This is a genomic window from Elusimicrobiota bacterium, from assembly GCA_041660925.1.
Lineage (GTDB): Bacteria > Elusimicrobiota > Elusimicrobia > UBA1565 > UBA1565 > JBAZUV01.
Genome location: JBAZVI010000006.1, coordinates 1 through 25,301, shown reverse-complemented (window position 1 = coordinate 25,301; position 25,301 = coordinate 1). Strand labels below are relative to the sequence as shown.

17 protein-coding genes are annotated in these 25,301 nt (G+C 70.5%); 2 read left to right on the top strand and 15 right to left on the bottom strand.

Going from position 1 to position 25,301, the window contains the following annotated elements:
- Positions 1–480 (top strand): hypothetical protein, encoded by a 480-nt coding sequence (locus tag WC969_09510; GenBank protein ID MFA6030078.1) that lies wholly within the window; start codon positions 1–3, stop codon positions 478–480.
- On the top strand, positions 477–2,603 hold the full coding sequence (locus WC969_09505; GenBank protein MFA6030077.1) for an STT3 domain-containing protein: 2,127 nt from the start codon (positions 477–479) through the stop codon (positions 2,601–2,603). The genes WC969_09510 and WC969_09505 overlap by 4 nt, the downstream gene beginning before the upstream one ends.
- On the opposite strand, the gene WC969_09500 is transcribed toward WC969_09505, so the two are convergent.
- The 15 genes from WC969_09500 to WC969_09430 all read right to left on the bottom strand — a co-directional run.
- Complete coding sequence (locus WC969_09500) at positions 2,600–4,705, bottom strand: ATP-binding protein (GenBank protein MFA6030076.1); 2,106 nt, start codon at positions 4,703–4,705, stop codon at positions 2,600–2,602. The genes WC969_09505 and WC969_09500 overlap by 4 nt on opposite strands.
- A 28-nt stretch (positions 4,706–4,733) precedes the next feature.
- Positions 4,734–7,247, bottom strand: coding sequence for an ATP-binding protein (locus tag WC969_09495; GenBank protein ID MFA6030075.1), 2,514 nt, complete (start codon positions 7,245–7,247; stop codon positions 4,734–4,736).
- A 135-nt stretch (positions 7,248–7,382) separates the two neighbouring features.
- Positions 7,383–8,876 carry a FliG C-terminal domain-containing protein gene (locus WC969_09490; GenBank protein MFA6030074.1) on the bottom strand — a complete coding sequence of 498 codons (1,494 nt, stop codon included), beginning with the start codon at positions 8,874–8,876 and terminating at the stop codon, positions 7,383–7,385.
- 382 nt (positions 8,877–9,258) lie between these two features.
- Positions 9,259–10,629, bottom strand: coding sequence for a HAMP domain-containing sensor histidine kinase (locus tag WC969_09485; GenBank protein MFA6030073.1), 1,371 nt, complete (start codon positions 10,627–10,629; stop codon positions 9,259–9,261).
- Between the two features lie 351 nt (positions 10,630–10,980).
- The gene (locus tag WC969_09480; GenBank protein MFA6030072.1) at positions 10,981–12,981 is read right to left on the bottom strand and encodes a type IX secretion system membrane protein PorP/SprF; all 2,001 of its coding nucleotides are present in this window, start codon (positions 12,979–12,981) and stop codon (positions 10,981–10,983) included.
- Positions 12,978–13,352, bottom strand: a complete 375-nt coding sequence (locus WC969_09475; protein ID MFA6030071.1) for a gliding motility-associated C-terminal domain-containing protein — start codon at positions 13,350–13,352, stop codon at positions 12,978–12,980. Before WC969_09475 ends, WC969_09480 begins: the two co-directional genes overlap by 4 nt.
- A gap of 470 nt (positions 13,353–13,822) precedes the next feature.
- On the bottom strand, positions 13,823–15,946 hold the full coding sequence (locus tag WC969_09470; protein ID MFA6030070.1) for a gliding motility-associated C-terminal domain-containing protein: 2,124 nt from the start codon (positions 15,944–15,946) through the stop codon (positions 13,823–13,825).
- Between the two features lie 122 nt (positions 15,947–16,068).
- On the bottom strand, positions 16,069–16,689 hold the full coding sequence (locus tag WC969_09465; protein MFA6030069.1) for a hypothetical protein: 621 nt from the start codon (positions 16,687–16,689) through the stop codon (positions 16,069–16,071).
- Between the two features lie 286 nt (positions 16,690–16,975).
- On the bottom strand, positions 16,976–17,794 hold the full coding sequence (locus WC969_09460; protein MFA6030068.1) for a hypothetical protein: 819 nt from the start codon (positions 17,792–17,794) through the stop codon (positions 16,976–16,978).
- Positions 17,795–17,830: 36 nt separating this feature from the next.
- On the bottom strand, positions 17,831–18,445 hold the full coding sequence (locus tag WC969_09455) for a hypothetical protein (GenBank protein ID MFA6030067.1): 615 nt from the start codon (positions 18,443–18,445) through the stop codon (positions 17,831–17,833).
- Between the two features lie 248 nt (positions 18,446–18,693).
- Positions 18,694–19,305, bottom strand: coding sequence for a hypothetical protein (locus WC969_09450; GenBank protein MFA6030066.1), 612 nt, complete (start codon positions 19,303–19,305; stop codon positions 18,694–18,696).
- Between the two features lie 100 nt (positions 19,306–19,405).
- Positions 19,406–20,026: a hypothetical protein gene (locus tag WC969_09445; protein ID MFA6030065.1), complete on the bottom strand. Its 621-nt coding sequence runs from the start codon at positions 20,024–20,026 to the stop codon at positions 19,406–19,408.
- A complete protein-coding gene (locus WC969_09440; GenBank protein ID MFA6030064.1) occupies positions 20,023–20,943 on the bottom strand; it encodes a hypothetical protein in 921 nt (306 codons plus the stop codon). The genes WC969_09445 and WC969_09440 overlap by 4 nt, the downstream gene beginning before the upstream one ends.
- Positions 20,940–23,177: an O-antigen ligase family protein gene (locus tag WC969_09435; GenBank protein ID MFA6030063.1), complete on the bottom strand. Its 2,238-nt coding sequence runs from the start codon at positions 23,175–23,177 to the stop codon at positions 20,940–20,942. The genes WC969_09440 and WC969_09435 overlap by 4 nt, the downstream gene beginning before the upstream one ends.
- A partial coding sequence (locus WC969_09430; protein MFA6030062.1) for a LamG domain-containing protein occupies positions 23,174–25,301 on the bottom strand: 2,128 nt, incomplete at its 5' end. The genes WC969_09435 and WC969_09430, both read right to left, overlap by 4 nt.

The window sequence follows — 25,301 nt, the reverse complement described above, 5'->3', positions numbered from 1 at the left end:
ATGAAGAACACCGGGTGGACGGCCCTCGCCGTCCTGCTTCTGCTCGCCGCGTCCCTCGCGCCCGGCCGCGCGGAGGCCGCCCGGCCGGCCGCGTCCTTTGAGGGGCTCGTGAAGGTCACGGACCGCGGGGGCCTGTGTCCCCGCGGGGAGTGCTCCTCCGAGGTCGTGATCGGAAGGGACGGCCGCTGGGTCTGGAAGGACGGGCGCTCCGCTCTTCGGGAAGGCCGCTTGAGCGCGCGGGAGCTCTCGTCGCTGAAGGCCGCCGTGCGGAAGACCGATTTCGAGGCGGTCATGGCCCGCAGGTTCTCCGGGACCTGTCCGACGGCCTTCGACGGGCAGGAACGGACGTACGCCTTCAACGCCCCTCAAGGGGCCGTCGCGATCCCCTCGTGCACCTACGACGTCGACCCCGCGCTCCCCGTCTTCCGGCTCTTGAACGACCTGCTGACGAAGATCCGCCTCCGTTCCGCCGCGCGGTGAAGGGGGCGCTCTCCCGCCGGGGCTCCCTCCTCGCGCTGCTGGCTCTGGCGTTCGCCGTGCGCGTGTCGGGCTGGAGTTCCGTCTTCCGCGACGGGAGGGTCCTGTTCCTCGACACGGACGACTACTATCATCTGCGCAGGATCCTCGTCGGCATCGCGAATTTCCCCTTCCTGCCGACCTTCGACCCCTACCTCGGGTATCCCGGGGGCTATCTCTGCATCTGGCCGCCGCTCCATGACCTGGCCCTCTCGGCCCTCGCGCTCGTCGTCGGCGCGGGGCATCCGGGCCCTCTCCTCGTTCAGACGACGGCCGCGCTCGCCCCGCCGGTCCTCGGGGTCGCGACGCTGGCCGCCTTCTACCTGCTCGCGAGGCGCCTCTTCGGCGAGTGGGCGGCGCTCGCCGCCCTGCTGTTCGCCGCCCTGTCCCCGATGTCCGTCCAGAACACGCTGCTGGGCCGTCCGGACCATCATTGCATCGAGAACCTTCCGTTCGTCCTGGCCCTGTTCCCGTGCCTCGGTCTCCTCGGCCGCGACGACGCCGGACGGCCGGCGCTCCGGGCGTTCTCCGCGGCCGCCCTCCTCTCCTGGGGGATGCTGTCGTGGGAAGGCTCCTTCGTCTTCCAGCTCATCCTGTTCCTCGTCTTCGCGTGGGACATGCGCTGCGGCGGCGCCGACGGAGCGTCGGAGCGGCGCGCCTGGCTCGCCGTCGTCTTCGCCGGGCAGGTCCCGTTCCTCCTCGCCCTGACGGCCGGGAATCCCTGGGTCCGCGCGGGGCGCATGGACTTCGACGCCCCGACGCTGTTCCAGCCCGCGCTCTGCCTCGTCCTGGCGGGGCTGACCTTCGGGATCCACCGGCGCATCCGCCGGGGCTGGGACGCCCTCACGGCGTCCGCGTTCGCCGCGGCGGGCGCCCTGGGGGTCCTGCTGCTCTTCGGGTCCATGGGGTCGTTCGCGCACTTCCTCGCGGGTTCGAAGACGCTCGCGCGCCTCGCCGTCGAGATGCAGCCGTTCCTGTCCGTGCGAGGCGCCTTCGCTCCGCACAACGCCTGGGACCAGTTCGGGGGTCTGCTCCTGCTGCTCCCCATCGGCGTCGTCGCTCTGGCACGGGAGGGAGGGACGACCTCGAGCCGTCTGCTCATGGTCTGGCTCGCGACGACCGCCTTGCTGGCCGTCGGCCAGCTCCGCTACGTTTACCATCTCACCCTGCCGTTCTGCCTCCTGGCGGGCTGGACCGCGGACCGGCTCTGGGGGAAGCTCTCGGCGCTGCGCGCGCCCATCCGTCCCCTCGCGAAGGTCGCCGCTTCGGCCGCGCTGATCGCCTCCCTGTCTCCGCAGCTGCGCTTCGCAAGGGGCGTCGCCGAGCGGCAGGCGCGCACGCTCGGAGACGGAGACCTGCAGGCGGCCTGCGAGTGGATCCGCGACAACACTCCGGCGACCCGGTCCCTGTACTCCGACGAAGGCGCGCCCGAGTACGGGGTCTTCGCCCTTCACTCCATGGGAGGGGAGGTCGCGGCGATCGCGCAGCGCCCCGCCCTGGCCGCCAACATGCACACCCTCCCCGCCGAGATCGACGAGTCCATCGGGTTCTTCTTCATCAAGGACGCTCGTGAGGCCGTCCGCTTCCTCCGCGAGCGGCGGATGCGCTACGTCCTCCTGCCGGAGCTGCTCGCGAACGGACTGCTGCCGTTCTACGCGCGGACCTTCGGCATCCCCGGCCACCGGCTGAAGGAAGGTCCCGGGACGCTGGAGATCCCTCCGGCGATGTGGGAGTCGGTGTATCTGCGGCTCTACGCTCTGGACGGCTCCCGGGCGGTCGCGGGCTCCCGGTCCGTCCCCGCGGTCGAAGGCTTCCGGCTGGTCTACGAATCCCCGCATTCCCGGGGCGGCGTCCACGCGTTCAAGCTCTTCGAGGTGGTCGAGGGCGCTCCGGTCCGCGGCCGCTGCCGGCCCGGGGAGGCCGTGCAGGCCTCCGTCCGGCTGACGAGCGGGCAGGGCCGGCCCTTCGTCTACACCGATGCGGCCGGATGCGGAGGGGACGGGCGCTTCGAGCTGAGGCTTCCTTATCCCGGCCGCTATGAGCTGAGCGTCGGCGCCCGCCGACGGAGCCTGACGATCGCCGACTAGGTCTGAGGCACGGCGGCGACGGGCGCCGCCGGACGCAGCGGCAGGCGGAAGCTGAAGGTCGCGCCCTGACCTTCCGGAGACTCCGCCCAGATGCGCCCGCCGTGGAGCTCGACGATCTTCTTGCTGGCGGAGAGGCCGACGCCGTAGCCCGAGCGCTGGTGGGACCCGGCGAGCTGGCGGAACTTCTCGAAGACGAGCGCGATCTTGTCGGCCGGGATGCCGGGGCCGGTGTCCGTGACCGAGAAGACGACCTCCGAGCCCTGGGCGTGCGAGCGCATGATGATGCGCCCGCCCTTCTTCGTGAACTTGAGGGCGTTGCCCACGAGGTTGCCGAACACGCGTTCGATGAGCGCGAGATCGCAGTGGAGGGGCTCGGCGGGGTCCGGCCCCGGTTCGGCGACGAGCGCCACGCCCTGCCGCTCGGCCAGGATGAGCTGGATGCCGTGGGAGCGCTTGATCAGCTCGGAGGGGAAGATCGGCTTCGCCGCGATCGACATCGTGCCCGATTCGATCTTCGAGAGGGTGAGGATGTTGTCGACCATGTCGCGCAGCCGCTCGGTCGAGCGGTTCACGTAGTCGATGTAGCTCTTCTCCTGGTCGGTCAGGTTGCCGCGGGAGAGGAGCATCTGCATGAAGCCCTCGATCGTCGCGACCGGGTTGCGCAGGTCGTGGACGATGGAGTGGAAGAAGTCCTCCTTCATGCGGTCGAGCTGCTTCTGGGCGGTGACGTCGTGCATCAGGAGCAGCACGCCGATCTCCCGGCGGTCCTTGAGCACGGTGACGCCGCGGCAGGCGAAGTGGCCGATGGGCGCGCCGTTCTCGTCGAGCATCTCGAGCTCGGCGTTCGACAGGCGGCGGCGGCGGCCGAGCAGGGCCGTGAGCATCTCTCGCAGGACCGGCTGCGTCATGACCTCGTGGACGTTCTTCGGGGTGGAGTCCTGGGGGCTGTGCAGGATCGTCTTCGACGAGGAGTTCATGTAGGCGATGGAGCCGTCGAAGCTCGCGAGCAGGATGCCGTCGGGGATGGTCTGGATGAGCGCCTCGATCTTGGCCTTCTCCTCGAGGAGCTTCTCCACCTGGAGCTCCTCGTAGTTCTGGAGCGTCCCCATCATGTCGTTGAAGGCCTTCGCGAGCTCGTTGAGCTCTCCCCAGCCGGGCTCGGGGACCTTGACCGAGAAGTCGTTCTTCGCGACGCGCCGGGCCGCGGCGATGAGCGAGGCCAGCGGCCGGGCGAGCTTGCCGGCGAGCCAGTAGGCGAAGGCGACGACGAGGACCATCAGCAGGAGGAGGAACACCGCCGCGCGCAGGCGGAAGCCCTCGCCGATGGCGTAGGCCTCCTTGCGCGGCTGCAGCGTGAGCACGCGCCAGCCGAAGGAGGGGGTGACCGCGTAGGCGCCGACGAAGGGCTGGGACTTGAGCTCCATCTCGTCGTACCAGCCGATGCTGTCCTCTCCGATGGGCGGCGTCTTCCAGGCCGCGGGGAGGGCGGGGTCGGCGATGCCGGGGAGCGGGGAGCCGTCGGCCGCGGCCAGCAGGACGCGGCCGCCGTCGCCCACGTGCAGGCCCTGGAGCCGCTTCCAGAGCGAGTTGAGGTCGTAGGTCGCGTAGAGGCAGCGGCCGGTGCTCAGGGGGTAGGCGAGCGGGAGCACGGGGTTCCCCTGGCGCAGCTCGACCTTCCCCAGCGAGACCTTCCCGTTCAGGCGCGCGGCCGCGACGACGGCGTCGCTCGAGCGGTCCACGCGGTCGAGCTCGGGGAAGAGCGTCTTATCCGAGATCTTGATGGCCTCCCGGCCCTCGCGGTCGAGCAGGGAGAGGAGGACGAAGGACGGATGCGTCGTCACCGTCTGCTGGAGGATGCGAAGGTCGTCGGTCTCGCTGTGGCGTCCGCCGCGCTCGAGGTCGAGGACGAAGCCGAAGGCGCGGTTCATGTCCTGCGCGGCCTTCTCGACCATGTCCGCGGAGAGGACGGCGATCTGGCGGTGGAGCTGGCGGGCGTTCTCCTCGGCGCGCTCGTTGGAGCGCATGAACCAGGACCCGACGATGAGCACCGGCAGGAGCGCCGCCAGGAGGAGGGCCAGGAAAAAGCGGGTCAGGAGGCTCATCGGCCTTTATGATACCACTCTTGGCGCCTTACTCCTGGAGGTTCGACGGGTCGAGGGCGGGGGGCTCTTCCGCGGCGGCTTCGGCGGGGGGAAGCGAGAGCCGGACGGCGGCCCCGCCGAGGACGTTCTCGGCCGAGAGGGTCCCGCCGTAGCGGACGGCGGCGCGGCGCGCGAAAGCGAGGCCGAGGCCGAGGTGGCCGGCCTTGGTCGTGAAGAAGGGCTCGAAGAGGCGCGCGAAGGCGTCCGCGACGAAGCCCCCGCCGGTGTCCGTGAAGGTCGCGCCGACCGTCCCGCCCTCGCCGACCGCGCAGCGCACGGTGAGGGTCCCGCCGCGCGGCATCGCCTCGTAGGCGTTGCGCAGCAGCTGGTAGAAGGCCATGCGCAGCGTCTCGGGGTGGACGCGGACCTGCGGGCAGGGCTCCAGGCGCCGGACCAGCGCGATGCGGCGCCGGCGCAGGGCGGGCTCCCAGGCGGTGAGGGCCGAGTCCAGCGTCGTCTCGGCCCGGTGCGGGACCCCCTCGGGAGGGTCTCCGAGGTACTCGGCGAGCACCCGGAGGGTGTCCTGGCTCTTCACGATCTCGCCGGCGGCCATCTTGAGCAGGGCCTTCTGGCCGTCCGGCAGGCGGCCCGCGGCGAGGCGCCGCAGGTAGGCGAAGGAGGAGGTGAGCGAGGCGCGCAGGCGCTCGACGACGCGGGCCCAGGCGGGGTCGAGCACGGGCTCGATGGAGGGGAGGCCCGTCTCGGCGGGTTCGGGGGGCGCGGCGGGCTCGGGCGTCGGGACCGGCGCCGGGGCGACAGGCGCAGGCGGGGGCGGCGGCTCCACCAGGGGAGGGGGCTGAGAGCGCAGGAGATCGGCCTCGGCGGCCAGGGCCGCGAGGCGGTCCTGGAGGCCGCGGACCTCGAGTTCGAGGCGGCGGCGTTCGTCCTCGGAGCCCTGCCGCAGGCGGTGGAGCTCCTTCTGAGCCGCGAGGAGCTCGTCCTCGAGGCGATGCTTGTCCACGCGTAGGGGCTCGAGACGGTGCTCGCTGAACTCGTCGAGAGCGCTGCTCACGCGCTGGCGCCAGGCGTCGCGTTCGTCGCGCATGACGCGCACCGCCTGTCCGGCGGCCGCCCGCTCGAGCGCGAGCTGGCGGCGCAGAGCGTCCAGCTCGGCCTCGTCCTTGAGGACCCGATCGCGCAGCTCCTTCTCGCGCTGGAAGGAGACCTCGCGCGCCGCCTCGAGGCGTTCTCCGCCGCGGGAGCGGACTTCCTCGACGGCGTCGAACGCCGCCCGGCGCTCGGCGAGGGCGCGCCGGCGGGCGCGCAGGGCCGCGGCGAGGGTGCGGCGGCCCTTCTCCACGAGCTCCGCCTGCGCCTCGACCTCGCACTGGAGGGCGTCGAGGGAGCTGCGCAGGGCGGCGTTCTGGCGGAGAAGGTCGACTTCCCGCGAGGCGGCGGCCTCGAGACGGTGCAGGTTCTCCTGGGCCTCGCGCAGGGAGCCCTCGGCGGAGTCGAGGCGGGCCTGCAGGGAGGCCGCTTCGCTCGAGGACGCGCGCTCCTGAGCGCGGGCGCGCTCGCTCTCTCGCGCCGCGGCGTCCCGGAGAAGCTCGGCTTCCTTTCGCTTGCGCCGCGCGTTCTCGAGTCCGCGCTCGAGGGAGAGGACCTTCTCCTCGAGCCGGCGGGAGTCCCCCGCGAGCGCTTCCTTCTCGGCCCGTTCCTGCTGGAGGCGGGCGCGGGCATCCTCGAGGGCCTTTCCCTGGGCCGCGAGCTGGGGCTCGAGCGAGGAGGGGGAGCCCTCCGCCAGGCGTCCCTCGCGCAGGGCGAGGAGGTCGCGGCTCAGGGCGTCGGCGCGGCGTTCGGCCTCCTCGCAGCGTTCCCGCCACCGGGAAGACTCCTCCTCGGTGAGGACGCGCTTGAGGTCGAGCAGCGATGAGCGCCAGCGGCGGTCGAGGTCCCCGACGCGGCGGCGCATGGAGCTCCAGGCCTCCTGAGCCGCGCCCTCAGGGATGCCTTCCTCGGCGGCGGGCACCCAGACGCCCGAGAGCCAGCGCCAGAGACGGTCGACGAGCGCGCGCTCGCGCTGGAGCTGGGATTCCTCCTCCAGCAGCTCGCCGAAGAGGACCTCGACCCGCGCGAGGCGCTCCTGGAGGGCGGCGAGGGTCGCGGCGGGGTCGCCGGCGGGAAGCTCCTTCTGGAGAAGGAGCCAGCCTTCCTGGACGGCCTCGAGCTCGGAGAAGACGCGGTCCCATTCGGCGCCGTCGGACTGGCGGCGGCGCTCGAGCTCGCGCTGGGCGGATTCGGCGCGCAGGCTGCGGGCTTCGAGCTCGCGGCGGCGGCGCTCCCACTCCGGCCGGCTCGAGACGGGGTCGGGCCAGCTCCCTTCGCGGACGCGGCCGAGGACCTGCTGGACCCGCTCCAGGGTTCGTCGCAGCAGGCGCCAGGCGCGCGGGCCGGTGTAGCGCCGGCGCTCCCCCGGGGGGGCCGCGGCGCGGCGCAGGCTCTCCATTTCGAGGAGCGTCCTGCGCATCATCGCGCGCGAGCGTTCGAGGTTCGGGTCGTCCATGTCAGTCCGGCAAACGCCGCCGAGGCGCGTCCTCCCCGGCGGCGGCGTTTGCCGGAGGGATTTGTTCGGTCATTTCAAACGCCCGAGGCGACTTCACGCACGCCTGGACCGGGAATCCTACGTCGGGATTCCCGGTCAAATCAGTTCCGGCTCCGCGCCCTGGCGGCGCAGGGAGATCTGTCCCTTCGCGGAGAGCTGATAGGCGGTCATCAGCACCTTCGAGCGGGCTTCGAGCACCTTGTCGCGCGGCTGGGCCTGCTTGAGCGCGTCCTCGATCATCGCGCGGGCGCCCGGCGGCAGCTCGGCGAGGATGCGGGCGACGAGGTCCGGCGGCGCGCCGCGCAGCGAAGTGCTCCACTCCTGGAAGTTGACCGCCATGATGAGGCGGCGCAGGTCCTCGGCCTTGAGGTCCGCGAGGTTCTCGAAGGTGAGCATCGAGCGCTCGACCTCCTCGGCGGCCGCGGGGTTCGAGGACATGAGGTCCCCGAGCAGGGCCTCGCGCTCGTCGGCGGGGAGGCGGCTGAAGATCCGTCCGAGGCGCTCTCCGCCCTCGACGCCGTACTCGATCGCCTGCTGGAGGCGGCTCTCGAGCATCGCGAGGCGCTCGGGGTCCACGCGCGAGAGCTTCACGAGGGCCTGCGACGCGGCCGATTGGGCCGTCGGGGTCAGGGCGGAGAAGATGCGGGTGGCGAGGTCGGGATTCGAGTCCGTGAGGTGCGCGAAGAGGATGGCGACGTCCTCCGGCTTCTCCGCTTCGACGATGCGGGCGAGTTCGGGGGCCTCCTTCGCCGTGAGGAAGTCGAAGCGTCGGCCGAGCGCCGGGAGGGGATGCCCGGCCCCGCCGGCCTCTCCCGAGCCCTCGTCGAGCAGCCCCGGGATGTCGCCCGCGAGCTCGAGGCCCTCCCCGCCTCCGGCGGCGCCCGCCGCCGGCAGGGGAGGAGCGCCCTCCGGGCCGGTGCCGCGCGAGGCGGCGATCTCGCGGGCGAGGGTGCGCATCGCGCCGATGCCCGTGACGTAGAGGGTCAGGCAGAAGAGGAGCCCGAGCAGGGCCGCGGCGCCGACGACGAGGAGGCGGCGTACGCCCTCGACGTCGAGGAAGGCGGCCTTCCAGGAGGGGAGGAGGGCGGCGCGCAGCACGGTCATGTCGTCTCCGCGCTCCGGGTTCATGCGCAGGAAGTCGGGGAGGACCTTCCGGACCTCCTGGACCTTCGCGTCGGGCAGGGTCGCGTCGAGGACGACCGAGACCTGCATCTTGCGGACCTTGAAGCTGGCGTCGCGCTGGGAGCGCTCGATGTCCTTCTGGTAGTAGTCGACCTGGCTGCCCGTCTCGCTGCTCGCCACGTAGCCGGGCAGGGCCTTGTCCCCGACCGGGAGCTTCGGCTTCGTCATCGGGGTGGAGACCTCGGACTGGGTCTGCACCTGCGAGCGCTCTCCCTCGAGGGTGATGAAGACCTTGGCGCGGCCGGGGCCGAGAAGGCGGTCGAGGAACTCCATCGCGTCGGCCGCCATGCGCTGGGACGCCTCGTTCTCGGGCAGCTCGGCCGCCGCGAGGAGGGGGAGCAAGCCGGCGAACAGCAGGGCGGCCGCCCCCGAACGGGCGAGTGCTGCGAACGCCGCATATCGTCCCATTCGGAGGCCCGTGCCTGAGCCGAGCCCGAGGCGCGAGGAGCGAGGATAGCTTGAGCTATCTGAGCGACGAGCAACGCTGGGATCGGTTGGGAGCGGGCCTCCCCGTCCAGGATAGACTCGCTGCAGAAGGCAGCGAGTCTTCCGGAATAGGGACCGGGCGCTTTTGGGCTGCGACCGCGTCGCTCGTCGTTCACATGCCGACAGCATGCTCGCTCCTCGCTCCTCGTCTCGCCTGGACAAAAGCGCCCGGGCGAATCGGACGATATGCGGCGGTCGCAGCACTGTGAGCGCGCGGAAGCGGCGCATAGGCGCGGGTGTCCTCATATCAGAAGGATAGATGTTACGTATTCCCCTGTTAGAGTAATCGAACCAGGTTTCCTATTTATTTCGGCGTTTCCGGGGTCGGGGCGGCTTTTCCCGGAGGCACCGGACGGAGCGTGAAGGAGAAGCGCGAGCCTTCGCCGACCTTGGATTCCACGGCCATGCTCCCGCCGTGCATCTCGACGATGGACTTGGAGATGGCCAGGCCCAGGCCGGCGCCGGTGGCCCTCAGGGGGTTGTGGACGCGCTCGAAGGGCTGGAAGATGCGCTTGAGGGCTTCCGGGGGGATGCCGACCCCGTTGTCGCGGACCGAGCACTCGATGCCCTCCGCGCTGCGGCGGGCCTCGACGCGCACCTTCCCACCCTTGCGGGTGAACTTGATGGCGTTGGAGACGAGGTTCGTGACGACCTGCGCGACGAGGTCGGGGTCCACGCGCAGCGTCGGCAGGCCCGGCTCCACCTGCGCCTCGATGGTGAGGCCGGCCTCGGCGGCGCGCGGCGCGAAGAAGGCGGCGGTGTCTTCGACGATCTGGCCGACGTCGGAAGGCCGGGGCAGGAAGTCGAGCTTGCCGCGCTCGATGCGGGACATCTCGAGCAGGTTGGTGACGAAGTGCTCGAGGCGCGCGGCGTTCTTCTGCACCCGCTCGATGCTCGGGCGGTCCTCGGGCCTCAGGCGGTCGGGGGCGGCCAGCAGGGGCTTGATGAGGCTCTGGATGGCGCCCAGCGGCGAGCGGAGCTCGTGCGTGACGGAGGCGACGAAGGTCCGTTTGAGGTCCTCGAGCTCCTTGAGCTTGTCCGACATGCGGTTGACGCTGCGGGCCAGGCGCGAGATCTCGTCGGAGCCGCGTTCGACGACGCGCTGGCCGAGCTTCCCTTCTCCGATGGCGGCCAGGGCCGCCTCGATGGAGACGATGCGGCGGGTGAGGGTGAGGCTCAGCGGGATGCAGAGGAGGATGGAGACGAGCAGCACGACCGTCGCCGCGCGGCCGATGTTCTCGAGCATCGACCGGTAGGCCTGGCGCTCGCGTTCGGCGAGCACCGCGGCGGAGAAGTGGACCTCGATCTCGACGGCCTTCGAGGGGTCTCCGGGGGGGGCCACGGAAAGGGTCTCGGTGCGGACGCCTCCGGCCGGGTTCGCGTCCTGCGGAGCGCCGACCTCCTGCCAGCGGCCCTCCATGCGCACCCGGGCGCGATGCACCTCCGGACGCTCCTTGCGCAGGAAAGCGAGGTAGTCGAGGAGCATCAGGGGGTCTTTCGCCAGCAGGGATTCGTTGCCCATGCGCGCGACGCTCTCCATGAGGAGACGCACCTTCTCGGCCTCGGAGGAGCGCAGGGCGGTCTTCTGGAGCTGGACGAAGACGGCGGCGGAGCTCAGGATGGCGGCGGCCATGCCGGCCGCCAGGACGAGCGACAACTTTACCCGGATGCTCATTTGTCGCCGCCCGAGTCCGCTCGCCCGACTGTTAGTCGGGCAGGAGGGACTCGGGTGCCCGCGCTTCGGAGGGGAAGTGTCCTTCCGATGTGGCCTTCGCGCGGCGGCTCGCCAAGGGGGAGGGCCGGGCCCTCCCCCGTTTCGTCGGCGCCGTCGGCCAACTCGGCCGAGGTTCCGCTCGGCCGAGGGCCAGGACGGCTGAACCCCCACCCGAAGTGGAAGTGCCCGATAGAATCGACGTCCGCAGCACCCCGCCTATCCCTCACGAGTCGTATTGTAGCGCCTTTAGGACGCATTATGGAGGAGTTCCCTGCTTATCTTGACGAGCGGGAATCCCGCGGGGATCCCCGCTTATCTGCGCTGGATGCGCTCGAGGGCCTTGCGCGCCTGAGCGTTCTCCGGGTCGCTCTGGAGGATGCGCATGAACATCGCCGTGGCCTGCAGGTATTCGCCGCGGGCGTAGTGCTCGACGCCGCGCTGGTAGAGGCGCTCGATCTCCTGCGGGTCGGCGCGGCGGGCCTGCGCGCGGGGGGTCTGCGGCTCCTCCTGCCGCGCCGCGCCCGCGGCGGGCGCGGGGGCCGGCTGCGGGGCGGCCGCCGGGCGCTCGACGGGGCGGGGGGCCTGCGGCATCCCGAGCTGGGCGCGGGCGCGGTCGATGTACTCGAGCAGCGACTGGCGCTCCTTCGGGTCGTACTCCATGGGCAGGGCGCGGTTCCAGGCCTCGATGGCCTCGCGGTAGCGGCCGAGCACGAAGTAGGTCGAGCCGGTGCGCTCGACGGCGGTGACGTTCTCCGGGGTCAGCATGAGGATGTCCTTGAGGAGGTCCAGGACCTTCTCGTGCTCGCCGCGGGAGTTCGCCGCCTCCACGCGGTAGTGCAGCTCCTCGATGAAGCCGCGCGGGTTGCCGGCCGGCAGGCGCTCGGCCTTCATGCCGACGCCCTCCTCGAGGCGGCCGAGGAAGTTGTCGAGCTTCGTGTTCGAGGGCACGAGGCTGTACGCGTAGGAGCACTGGAGCAGGGCCTGGCGGTCGCGGCCGCGCACGAAGCTCTGCAGGCCGGAGAAGAGCACCTTCTCCCAGGTCTCGCGCGCCTCCGCGTACTCGGGCCAGTAGGAGGCGACGAGCTCGAGGCGGTTGGAGAGACGCACGAGGGACTCGTCGGGCACGCCGTCCTTCGCCATGTCGAGGAGCGCCTGGTGGGCCTTGCGGAAGAAGCCGGTCTCGATGAGCCGCTTGACCGCGGCGAGCTGCGGGTCGTCGATGGAGCGCGGGCGCTGGGCGTCGAGGAACTCGTAGCCGTAGCGGCCGCCCTGGCCCGACTGCATGCGCTTGGCCTGGTTGAGGAGGTCCTGGGAGATCTCCTCCTCGGCGGTGGGGGCGCCGAAGTGGAAGGTCATCGCCATGCGGTGCGTGCCCATGGTGCCCTTGATCCCGCCCAGCGGCATCAGGAAGGCGTAGTCGGCCTGGATCTTGTTGATGCGGTAGGAGAAGCCCATCGTCATCTGCTTCCACTGGCGGGCGCCGAAGCCGAGGCTTCCGCGGATGCCGAACTGGCCGCGGTCGAGGGAGGGGAAGTAGCGCTCGCCGCCGAGGACGATGTCGCGGTCGGTGCTGCCGGCCGCCGACTTCTCCATGCGGATCTCGCCGGTGAGGTTCATCCAGAGGCTCTTGTAGGCGGCGCCGAAGCGGAGGTTCATGGGGAGCTTGTCGGGGGCCTTGAAGCCGACGTCGGGGCCCATGACGTGCTCGGCCATGAGGCCGAACTGCCAGCGGTGGGGGAAGCGGTACAGGAAGCCGATGTCGGCGTCGTAGCAGCTCTTCCCGGTGCTGCCGGAGAGCACGGGGTCGGGCTGACCGGTCGCCGCGCCGGTGTCGCCGATGGCGTTGGTCGACTCGGGCATGGCCTTGAACGAGCGCGAGAGCTGCTTGAAGTTGAGGCCGCCGAGGAGGGTCGAGCCGTTGTCGCGGCGAAGGATGCGGCGGCCCCAGGAGATGTAGAGGCTCTGCTCGGCGTAGAGGTCGTCGAGGGTGAAGCGCTGCAGCGCGCCGGCCATCGTGCCCCAGCGGCCGCGCTTGAGGGGGTGCGCGTAGGTGAGCTGGGAGACGCCGAGGTCGGAACCGTCGGAGAGCCCGACGTGCAGGCGGGAGTAGGCGGCCGAGAGCTGGGGCCGCTCGACCTGGGCGAGGCCCGAGGGGTTGTAGTAGACCGCGTAGAGGTCGTCGGCCACGGCGGTGAAGGCGTTGCCCATGCCGGGGGCGCGCGCGCCGGCGCCGAGGTTGTCGAAGGCCGCGCGGGCGCCCGTCGCCGGGAAGGCGAGGAGGGCGCCGAGGACGGCGAAGCGCAGGGCCTTCATTTCACCACCACGACGGTTCCGGAATAGACCGCGGATTCCGCCTCGATGACGTAGACGTAGATGCCGCCGGGGACGGAGCTTCCGCCGACCTTGCCGTCCCACTTGAGCGTCGTGCCGGCGGTGGGGCCGGTCTGCAGATCGGCGACGTACTTCCCCTGGATGTCGTAGATGCGGCCGGTGACCTGGGAGTCGCGCGGGTTGGAGAAGGTGAAGATGACGACGTCGTTGAGGCTGTCCCCGTTGGGCGTGAGGATGCGGTTGGAGAGACCGGAGGAGGAGAAGGAGAAGCCCTTGGGCGTCATCGTCCCGCCGAAGCCGAGCGAGGCCGCGAGGAAGGGGAGGAGGATCTGGCGCCAGAGGGTCGCGTACATGTTCTTCGTCCGTCCGCACTAGGAGTATGGGAAGAACGCGCGAAGTACATGTTACGGCGGTGCGAATAAAGCGCTTAAAATCGACTTTTTTGAAACAAAAATGCGTTTAAAACGCGTTTCCAGCTGCGAGGCTTCGCAGGAGGCCTATCTATCAGGAAGTATGAATGGACGCGCGGGCGGGCGTATGAGGTCGCTCGGCACCGTCCACTCGGTGCCTGATACCCGGCACCCCGGGGTGTCTGGCACCGCTCGACTCGGTGCCGAGCGAATCGTTGCACCTACCTATCAGGAAGGATGAGGAGACGCGCGTGCACGCGGGGGGGATGGCTAACAGCCATCGCTCAGCGCCAAAACGCGCGGTGCCAGACACCCGTCGAATCGGGTATCACACCTTCGGCGGGTTTGGCGCCGAAGGTGCGGCGCGAGAGGAGGACGGACTGCGCGCCGGGTACCGAGAGGCTGGCGCTGAGCTACTTGATAACGACGACGGTTCCGTTGAAGGCCTGGCCTTCGGCCTCGATCTGGTAGATGTAGACGCCGCCGGGCACGGAGCCGCCGCCGGCCTTGCCGTCCCACATCAGCGTGCCCGAGGCCGGGCCGGGGACCATGGTCGTGACCTCGGCGCCCTTGAGGTCGAAGATCTTGCCGGAGACCTGGGAATCGCGCGGGTTGTCGAAGGTGAAGATGACGACGTCGTTCATGCCGTCGCCGTTGGGCGTGATCATGCGGTTGGAGATGCCCGCCGCGTTGAAGGTGAAGCCGGCGGTGCGCTCGACCGAGCGCAGCTGGTAGCGGCCGAGGTTGCTCGTCTCGACGGTGAGGGCCTGCGCGAGCGCGTCGTTGGTGCCGTAGACCTGGACCCAGCGGCTGCCGTTGTTCCAGTAGATGCTCATCTGGTCGGGGCTCACCGCGGCCGCGGCGCCGACGCCCGAAGCGCGTACGACGCCGTTCTGGAGGTCGTAGCGGAGGTGGACCTTCACCTTGCTCGACATGGCCATCGCGCTCGCCGCGAGCGTGATGCCGTCGCGCACCGGAGTGAAGGCCACGGATTTGACGACGCGTCCGCCGAGGTCCTCGGGGTGGCTCGAGGACATGATCTGGTAGCTGGCCCCCGCGGGGGAGAAGAGCGCGTCGGCGGTCGCCGCCGGGATCTCGAGGGTGCTCTGCTCGTCGGGAGCGACGACGAAGGCGTTGCGGGTCGCCACCGAGCGGACGAGATAGCGGCGCGACATGTCGCCGGCGTTCACCGAGCAGACCTGGTAATAGTCCTGCGCGGAGGGGTTGCTCACGGTGACGCTCAGCGTGGCCGTCGAGAGCGAGGCCACCAGCGCCCAGGAGGCGCCGGCGGGCTGGGTCGCCCGGTAGACGCGGTAGCCGTTGAGCTCGTCGGGGACCGGGGCCGTGGAGACCGCGAAATACTGCCAGTCCTCGAAGTTCTTCACCGAGGCCCACTCGAGGGTCATCGAGTTCGTCGTCACCGCGAGGCCCAGGCCCAACGGGCTCAGCGGGGGCGAGGAGCGCACGTAGACCGCGACGATGGAGGAGCGCTCGAGCTCGGTGCCCGGGGCGATCTCGGCGGTGGCCTGGTAGTAGTAGGTGCTTCCGACGATGACGGCGGTGTCGATCGCCACCGTCGACGAGGTGGTGGAGATGAGGACCGTCCCGGGCTGGTTCTGGGTCGAGCGATAGATCTTGTAGGAGACGAAGCTGCCCGTCTTCGTCGTGGGCGGCAGGTCCTGCCAGCCGAGGTAGACGCGGCGCTGGCGCGAGGTCGCTCCGAACTCGGCTACGCGCACGGAGTCCGGGAAGCCCGTCGCCCAGGGCGTGAGGGGGCTGTACAGGACGTTCGGCGGGGTGTCCGCCGCCGCGATGCGGTAGTAGTAGGTGACGCGGTTCATCAGCCCCGTGTCGGTGAAGGTCGTCAGCGACGTCGTCGTGTACCAGACGAAGCCCGCGTCGGAGGCCACCTCGTTGGTGTCGCGGTAGACGACGTAGAAGGAGATGTCGGGCTCGACGTTCGAGTCCCAGGTGAGCTTCACCGACCCGCTGCTCGAGAGCGCGTTGAGGTTGTGCGGCATCTGGGGCACGAAGTCGGGCGCGACGACGAAGTTGGCCGGGTTGAGCCCGCCGGCGCGGCTCCAGTCGCTGTTCTTCGCCGGCGCCTCGTGGTCGGTGGTGCGGATGGCGAAGTAGTAGGTCACCGACGGCGTCAGGCCGATGATGGTCTCGGTGCGCAGCGAGCCGCCGGGGCCCGGCGGGGCGATGATGCTCGGCGAGAAGTACGAGAGCGGCCGCGCGAGCGCGGAGTCGTTGAAGTCCGCGTTGCTCTCGATGTTGGCGATCGTCGAGACGCGGATCGTGTAGGTCGACGCCGTGCCGAGCCAGCCGTCCTCGCCCGGCTCGGTCCAGGTGATGTGCACCATCCCGTCGACGCCTCCGGGTGCGGCGACGAGGTCCGTGATGTCCGCGGGCGGCCCCTGGGGGACGATGGTGACGGTGAGCGAAAGGTCATCGGGATTCTTGGCATGGACGGACGCCGGCCAAAGCGCTGCCTGGAGGGCGATGAGCCCCCAGACCGCGACCAGCCGGCCCATGATCCCGATGCTTCTAATCGACCTTTCGCTCATCTCGAGCACTATCTCAGCGCTTGCGCGCTCTCCCCCGCGGAGCCTTTCGTCGCGTCATATCGGCCTCAGCGGGTCCTCTCGTTGCTCTCCTATATCGCGTTGACGTACACGGTCGCGATGTTGGTCTGGAGCCCGGTGACCGGGGAGCTCGCACCCAGTTCCAGCCTCAGCCAGAGCCGTATCTCCGCCGTCGGCGGCGTGCCGAGGCGGTTGTCGTCGGGGACGTTGACGCCGTCCTCCGCCGGCCCCGATGTCGAGGTCGCGAAGACCGCGTTCGCCCCGGAGCTCTGCGCCGTCTGCGGCGCCCCCGTGACGATGTCCTCGTTGGCGAAGGCCGCCACGCCGGGCGCGGCGTCCTGGAACAGCGCCGCGACGCGGAACTCGCCCGAGCCGAGCGGGTTCGTGTCCGTCCGGAGCACCAGGGGGTTGCCCGGGTTGTCCCAGATGGACAGCTGCATCGTCTCGGTGAGGCCTCCGCTGTCGTTGTCGATGTTGATGGGGTTGGTGTTCACCGAGGCCTGTCCCAGCAGCATCGAGCCGAAGTCGTAGTTCGTGAGGTCGGCTCCGGCGGCGTCGCGGATCCGTACCGACAGGGCGTTGCCTATCGTCACGGTCAGCGTCACGGAGTCCGGGGTCGCCGCCTGGGCGTCTCCCGGTCCTCCCGACGCTGCGATCACGGCGAGCATCGCGCTCGCCGCGAGCAGTCTCATCAGTCTTTTCATCTCATCGCTCCTTTGGGGGCGGGCGCCAAGAGCGCCGTTCCCCGTGGTTTTCCGCCCGCGCCTCGCGGCGCGCGCGGTCCGTCCCGTCTCTGCGTCCGTCCCGTCTCCGTCGAAAAATCGTGTGCGCATGCGCCGCCGTCCCGCGTCCCCGTCGTCCGGCCCGACGGCGCTCCGTCCCCCCGGGGTCCCGAGCCCCGGAGTGCGGTCCGCGCCTTGCGGCTGTCCACTGTCCGTTTCATCTCAGCTTCTCATCCTCGTCCGTTCCTCGCGTCTCCTAGACCGCGCTCACGAAGACCGTCGCGAAGTTCGTCTGCACGCCGCTCAAGGTCGAACTCGCGGCCAGCTCCAGCCGCAGCCAGAGCCGCACCTCCGAGCTGGCGGCCGCCAGCCGGTTGTCGTCGGTGACGGAGACGCCGTCTTCCGCCGCCGTGACGCCGGTGACCGCGAAGCGCCCTCCCGCGGAGTCCTGCGCCGCCTGCGCGGAGGTCGTGAGGGTGTCCTCGCTGCCGAAGTTCGCGTGCGTCGGCTGCGCGTCCTGGAGGACCGCCTGCAGGCGGTATTCGTCCTGCGCCAGCACACCCGCGGTCGTTCGCAGCAGCAGGCTGTTGGCGCCGTTGTCGCCGACCGACAGCTGCAGGGTCTCGGTGAGACCGCCGCTGTCGTTGTCGATGTTGATCTGGGTCGCGTTGACCGAGGCCTGGCCCAGCGACATGGAGCCGAAGTCGTAGTTGGTCAGGTCGCTTCCGCCCGAGTCCTTGATGCGGACGGACAGGGCGTTGCCGATGGTCACGGTCAGCGTCATCGTGTCCGGGTTGGCCGCCGACGCGTCGAGCGCGAAGGCGGACAATACGGCGAACAGCACCAGCACAGTGGACAGCATCCTTTTCATGGCACCTCTCCAGCCGGCTCCGGGAGAGCCGGGTGATTTTTGCGGCGAACGCACGAACGCCTGCGTAGAAATCTGTTTATCCGTCGTCATGATGTCCATGGCCTGCCTCCGTCCGATGTCCGCACCGACGACCTCTGCACGCACGACCCCTCCGGGGTCCTGAGCCCCGGAGGACGGCTTCACGCTGTCCACTGTCCGCTTCATCTCAGCGCCTCATCCTCGTTCGTCCCTCGCGCTCTCCTATACCGCGCTCACGTAGAGCGTCGCGAAGTTCGTCTGCACGCCGCTCAGGACCGAGGTCCCGGCCAGCTCGAGTCTCAGCCAGAGCCGCACCTCCGAGGCCGAGCCCGCGAGCCGGTTGACGTCGGTGACGGAGACGCCGTCCTCCGCCGCCGCGATGCCGGTGATCGAGAAGCGCCCGCCCGCCGAGTCCTGGGCCGCCTGCGCGGCGGCGGTCACGATGTCCTCGTTGCCGTAGTCCGTGTGCCTGGGCTGGGCGTCCTGGAAGACCGCCTGCAGGCGGTATTCGTCCTGCGCCAGCGCGCCGGAGGTCTCGCGCAGAAGCATGCTGTTGGCGCCGTTGTCGCCGACGGACAGCTGGAGCGATTCCGTGAGGCCTCCGCTGTCGTTGTCGACGTTGATCTGCGTCGAGTTGACCGAGGCCTGCCCCAGCGACATGGAGCCGAAGTCGTAGTTGGTCAGGTCGGTCCCGCCCGAGTCCTTGATGCGGACGGACAGGGCGTTGCCGATGGTCACGGTCAGCGTCATCGTGTCCGGGTTGGCCGCCGACGCGTCGAGCGCGGGGGCGGACAATGCGGCGAACAGCACCAGCACAGTGGACAGCCTTTTTCTCATGACACCTCTCCAGCCGGCTCCAGGAGAGCCGGGTGATTTTTGCGGCGAACGCACGTCGTGCGGCGTCGAAATCTGTTTATCCGTCGTCTCGATGCTCATGGCCTGCCTCCGTCCGATGTCCTCACGAACGCCCTGCGCACGCACGATCCGCTCCGGGGTCCCGGCCCCGGAGGTCCGTTTTCGGCTGCCGCTGTCCGCGGTCCCTTTCATCTCAGCGCCTCATTCCTCGTTCGGTCCTCGGCGCTCTCCTATACCGCGCTCACGTAGAGCGTCGCGAAGTTCGTCTGTACGCCGCTCAAGACCGAGGTCGCGGCCAGCTCCAACCTCAGCCAGAGCCGCACCTCCGAGCTCGAGGCCGCCAGGCGGCTGGATTCTGCGATGCTCACGCCGTCCTCCGCCGCCGCGACGCCGGTGACCGAGAAGCGGCCTCCGGCCGAGTCCTGCGCCGCCTGCGCCGCGGCGGTCACGATGTCCTCGGTGCCGAAGTCCGCGTGCGGCGGCTGGGCGTCCTGGAAGACCGCCTGCAGGCGGTATTCGTCCTGCGCCAGCGCGCCGGTCGTCGTGCGCAGAAGCATGTTGTTGGCGCCGTTGTCTCCGATGGACAGCTGGAGCGACTCCGAGAGTCCTCCGCTGTCGTTGTCGATGTTGATCTGACTCGAGTTGACCGAGGCCTGGCCCAGCGACATCGAGCCGAAGTCGTAGTTGGCCAGGTCGCTTCCCGCCGAGTCGCGGATGCGCACGGACAGGGCGTTGCCGATGGTCACGGTCAGCGTGAGCGTGTCGGGGTTGGCCGCGAGCGCGTCGAGCGCGCAGGAAGCCAATGCTGCGGCGAGCAGCAAGGCGGACAGCAGTCGTTTCATGTTCATTTCTCCTCGAACGCCCATGCCCCGGGAGGCCCGGGCGTCGGTTTTATGCGTCTGCGTCATCGGGTCCGTCGTCATCTTCGTCTCTCGAAATCCTCTAGTACGCATTGACGTATACCGTCGCGAAGTTCGCCTGCGTCCCGCTCAGCGTCGAGCTGCCCGCCAGTTCGAGGCGCAGCCAGAGCCGGACCTCCGCCGTCGGCGGCGTGCCGAGGCGGTTGTTGTCGGCGACGCTCACGCCGTCCTCGGCGGTGACCGTCGAGGCCGTCGCGAAGACCGCCCCCGCACCCTGCGCCTGTGCCGCCTGCGCGGAGGCCGTCAGGATGTCCTCGCTGCCGAAGTCCCCGTGCGCGGGCTGGGCGTCCTGGAAGAGCGCCTGCAGCCGGTACTCGTCCTGGGCCAGCGCGCCCGTCGTCGTGCGGAGGATCAGCCCGCCGCCGGTGTCGCCGACGGACAGCTGGAGCGACTCCATGAGTCCGCCGCTGTCGTTGTCGACGTTGATGGGGCTCGAGTTGACCGAGGCCTGGCCCAGGGACATGGGGCCGAAGTCGTAGGCGCTCAGGTCGGCGCCTCCCGCGTCCCTGAGGCGCACGGAGAGCTGGTTCCCGATGGCCACCGTCAGCGTGAGCGTGTCGGGACTGGCCGCCTCCGCGCCGGCGGCGAGCAGCGCCAGGGCCGCTCCCGCGAGGAGAATCCGGCTGGTGCGGAAAATGTTCATCGGGCATCACCTTCCTTTTTCACGTCGAGAGTGATCTGGCCGAACGCCGAGACCGGGACGGCCTGGTCCTGCAGCTCCGCCTGGAGCACGACCCGGCACTTCTTGCCGGCGAGAGCGCGGTCGTCCGGGAGCTTGATGGAGAAGCCGACGATGCCGATCGAGTTGGCCGGGACGACGAGCTCCGGCTTCTCGGGGGTCACGGTGCCGACGTCGTCGAGTACGCCCTGGGCGCTCCCCAGGCCGGCGAGGACGCGCGCGATGGGCTTGAGCTTGATGCGCATCGGCTTGTCGGAGAGGTTGATGAGCTTGAAGCTCTTTCTGAGCTCCTTGCGGACGTCCACGCTGCGTCCGAGGGGGACGTCCGCGAGCCGCAGGTCCGGCGGGCTGAAGTGGAAGTCGAGGTTCTCGGCGATCTGGTCGGAGCGCTTCATCTCGTCGGCCGTCATGAGCCTGGAGGAGACGTCCAGCATGAGCCGGCTCTTGAGGCCGACGGCGAGGAAGCGTCCCTCGGTCACGCTGCGCGCCCACAGACTCACCTGGTATTTCTTCGCCAGGTGCTTCGGGTCCTTGGGGATGTCGATCATCACGTCGGCCACCGCCTGCTGGCCGGGGGCCAGGTGGAAGCGGTTCTGCGAGAGCCAGACCCAGCCGGCGTCCGGGATGGGCTCGTAGCCGGGCAGGAGGATGCCTTCCTCGGCGGAGGGCTTGAGCACCGCGATCTCGACGTCCTCGGCGTTCATCGAGGTGTTGGTGAGCTTGTAGCTGACGCCGCTCAGGTCGCGGACGCTCACGGTCGAGCCGACCGGCACGTTGTTCACGAAGACGCGGCCCATCGTCGTCGAGAGCCCGAGGGCGGCGGCTTCCCGCGCGGGGAGGAGGAGGGCTGCGAAAACGAGCGCGGCGTTGAAGATCGTCATGGCTTCTCCTGAACGGCCGTGTCCGTGAGCACCTGGACGGTGCGGTCCACGGGGACCTCGAAATCGATGCAGCGCACGCGCACGAGGAAGCAGGCGCGTCCCCGCGGCGCGCGCAGCCGGAAGGAAAGGACGCGCACCCCGTTCTGCGCGAGGGTGAACTCCTCCGCCTCCGGCGTGAAGGGGACGCTTTCGGCGGCCTCGGGCCAGCCCTCGGGGCAGCGCGCCAGCGAACCCCAGCCGAAGACCCGGCGCACCTGCAGGCGCAGGTCCCGCTCGCGCAGGTTGGCGATCTTGAGCAGCGGCTTGCCCGCCGCGCGCAGGTCGGTCTCCGTCTCCGGAGAGAGACCGCGGACCTCGAGGTCCTGCGGCGCCGCGAGGAAGACGTCCTCTTCCACGTAGTTCTCCAGCCAGGCGTTCGCCTTGCGGTGGCCCGGGTCGACGCGGACGGCCTCGAGCCAGGCCTTCTTCGCGCCCGCGAGGTCGCCGCGGAAGTGGCGGATCTCTCCGACCGCGTTCCAGAACTGCGCGATGGTCGGGGCGAGGCCCGCGGCCTTGAGCTCGACGCGCTCGGCCTCGACCGCCTCCGCCGCGTCCGGCTTCCGCAGGTCCAGGGCGCTCCACATGAGCGCCATCGCGTGGTTGTGCCAGGAGTCGGCGAAGAAGGGGTGGCGCTCCGCGTCACGGCGGGTGACTTCGATCGCGCGCGCGAGGTCGGCGCGCTTGACGGCCGCGTCGGCCGAGGAGAGGGCGCGTCGGCGCAGCGCGTCGCTCAGCGCCATCGCGTAGCCCTCCCCGCGGGGATCGAGCCGTACGGCCGCTTCGGCGCGGGCGACGGCGAGGGGGTACGCGCGCCGCAGGGTCGCCGAGCGGGCGGAGCGGATGAGCCCGTCGGCCGCAAGCTCGGAGGCGCAGAACGCCGCGGCGAGGGCGGCCAGGACGAGCAGGGAGCGGGCGAGGCGCGGCCGGCTCGCCGCGGCCGGGCGGCCCGGGACGGCCGACAGGCTCCCCAGGAAGGCCCATTGGAGGGCGAGGGTGGAGATGCTGGGGAAGTTGAACTGGGAGTGCACCCAGAGCGCGAGCGCGGCGCAGAGGAGCGCGGAGAGCACCGGGCGCTCCTCCTCCGAGGCGGCGCGCAGGCGGCGCAGGGCGGCGAGGATCCAGGAGCCCCAGAGCCAGAGGTAGGCGGCCAGGCCGGGGAGACCGAGGGTGACGAGGACCTGCAGGACCTCGTTGTGGGCGTAGGTCGAGATGAAGAGGTTCGCCGCGCGCTGGCGCATCTCCGGGCTCTCGTAGCGGGGAGAGCGCAGGCCGAAGCTGTCGAGCCCGCTGCCCCAGCCGTGCGCGTCGAGCGCCATCCGCGCGGACATCCTCCAGAGCTCGAGGCGGGTGCTCGCGCTCTGTTCGGAGGGGCTGAGGAAGACGCGGGCGCGCTGGCGGACGGCGCCCGCTCCCAGCGCCGCAGCCGCGGCCGCGGCCGCGAGGAGCAGGGCCAGGAGCACGGGGCGTCCCGGACCGCGGCGAAGGAGGCCGCGGTTGAGCCCGGCCCAGAGCGCGAGAGCGGCGAGGGCGCCGAGCCAGGCGCCGCGGCTCAGCGTCCCGAGCAGCTGGTAGGCGGCCAGGGCGAAGGCCGCCGCCGCGAGCGCCCGGAGGGCTCCGCGGCGTTCCGTGAGGGACGCGCACAGGAGGAGGGGGAGGGCCATGGAGAGGAAGCCGCCGTAGTTGAGCGTCGTGCCGAGCGTCGAGTGCGGCCGCCCCCCCGCGCTCATCGGGAAGGCGAGGAGCACGGCGGCGCCGGCGGCCGCGCAGGTGCCGGCGAAGAGGACCCGCGGCGTGCGCTCCGGATCGAGCCGGGAAGCGGCCGCGTGCACGGCGGCGAGGCTCGCGAGCGTCCAGAAGCCCCAGATGTACATCTGATAGCGGCCGAAGAAGCTCAATGACGAGTCCATGGATGCGAAGGTGAAGAGGAGTCCTACCCCGAGCCAGGCCAGCAGCGGCGCGTCGTCGTGCAGGGAGCGCTCGGCGAGCGCGGTCCCGGGGCGCAGGGCCAGGGCGAGGAGGAGGAGGGCTCCGAAGCGCAGCAGGGCGGCTTTCGGGAGCGAGAAGGCGTCGACCAGGAGGGCCGGGGCGCAAACGAGGACCAGGGCGGGCGGCAGGACCGCGAGGAGCCGCAGGGCGGCGGGCATCGAGGCCGCCGGAGCCGTGACGCGCCGGTTCGCGCCTTTCATGGGTTTCATGGCGCCTCCTCCGCCGTGACGGTGACCTGGAAGTCCTGCTGGACGCGCGTCGTGGTGCCGGTGGGCATCGCGAAGCGGAACCAGAGGTACTCGAGCGTCCCGTAGGGGACGCCGACGCCGCTGACGGCGCCGTTGGTGAAGCGCGTGCCGGTGCAGACCTGGTCGGCGTGGGTCAGCCGGTCCTCGGCCAGGAAGGCTCCCGTGAGGGGCTGGACGGTGCCGTCGAAGATGCTCCAGAGGACGTACTGGTCGTCGCCCGCGGCGGCCGCGATCGCCCAGGGGCTCCCGGCCGTGACGCTCGTCGCGCGCAGGGTGTAGGTCTCGCGGACGTTGCCGTCGTTGAGGACCGAGGTGCGGGTCGCGACGACGATGTCGTCGCCGAGCAGGCGCGTCCCCAGGTCCACCGTCGCGTTCGGGATGTCGATGGAGAGCACCACCGGCAGCAGCTGCGAGACGAGGCCGCTGAAGTTCGGCACGCCGTTGTGGTTGTAGGCGGCGACGCGGAACCAGTAGGTCTTTCCGCCGTAGAGGCCGACGGCCGGGATCGTCGAGAGGGCGATGTTCGGGGTCGCGCTCGACTGGACCGCCTGCGAGAAGTCGCTGTAGCTGGAGACCTGGAGGAGGTAGCCCGAAGCGCTGCTCGAGGAGCCCGCGAGGGCCGCGCTCGGCATCGCCCGCCAGTTCGCGGTCATCGAGGTGACGAAGACGGCGAAGACCTGGAGGTTCGAGGGCGCGCGGGCGAGCGTCGCCGTCGAGTTCGGCGTCGCGTAGGCGTAGCTCGTCGTCGCGCCCCAGATGGCGCCGGCGCGCAGATAGTAGGTCGTGTTCGGGTCGAGATCCTGCGGCGCGAGAGCGTTGAGCGTCGTCAGGGAGGCGGAGGAGACGATGGACGAGGCGGCGAAGTCCGAACGGGTGGAGGCTTCGACGACGTAGCCGTCGGCGCCGACGAGGCCGTAGCTGACGGTGATGCTCGAGGAGCCCACGGCGGCGACGATCGGGCTGACCGGCGGGATGACGGTGTCGACGTAGACCGTGTAGACCGCGGTGGAGACGTTGCCCGCGTAGTCCGAGACGGCGACGGCGATCCTGTTCGTGCCGGCGAAGGATCCCGTCGAGCAGACGAGATGGATGCTCGAGGCCTGCAGGACCCGAGCGGCTTTGTCGGTGTTGAAGGAGCCGGCGAGGGACAGGCTCGTCGTCGAGACCCAGGTCCAGGAGAGTCCGGCGGTCGTGGAGTAGGCCACGGCGTAGGCCTTGCCGCGCTCGTGGGCGGCGAGCTGGTCGCTCTCGTACTCGCCGAGCACCTCGACCGAGGAGCGGGCGACGGAGAACAGGCGCAGCTCGTCGACCGTTCCGGTGAAGAAGAGGGAGTTCCAGACGCCGAGCTGCAGGGGCGTGGCGAAGTCGGTGCTGCCGACCGCCGCGGAGGCGCTCTGCTTGTCGAGCACGCCGTCGATGTAGACCTGCAGCCAGGCGGAGGTCCGGACCATGGCGACGTGGTGCCAGCCGTTGTCGTTGACGAGGCGGGTGCCGTTGACGATGACGCTGGCGGCTCCGTCGTAGATGTAGGCCTGGATGCGGCCGGCGTTGATGCCGACGCGGTAGCCGGCGTTGAGCGTATCGTCCTTGGCGAGGATGCCGCGCGCGCCCGCCTGGGTCGTCTTGAGCCAGAAGCTGACGGAGAAGGCGCCGGCGCCGAAGTTGTGCGCGCTCTGGTCGCCGAAGTCGGCGTACTGCCCCGCGCCGCCGAGCACGAGCGCCGAGCCGCGCCGGCCCGCCGCGTACTGGGGATAACCGAAGAGCGACCCGTCCAGGCGCAGGGCGGAGGCGTCGAGAAGAGCCGCGCCGGAGGACTCGTCGAGGTGCCACTGCCCGGCGAGGCCCTGCGGCACGCCGGTGGAGGCCATGAGACCGGCCAGGGCGTCCTGGACGTTGAGCCGCAGGGTGACGACGTTCGAGGACATGTAGACGGCGGCGGGCAGCGCCGTCCAGGGGCCGGTGGCGGAGTTGGTGGCGATCTGCGGTCCGGAGAAGGCCGGAGGCACGGCGTCGACGACGAAGGAGCGCGTCGCGCTCCACTGCGTGCCGCCGCCCGAGCGCAGGCGCCACCAGTAGGTCGTGCCG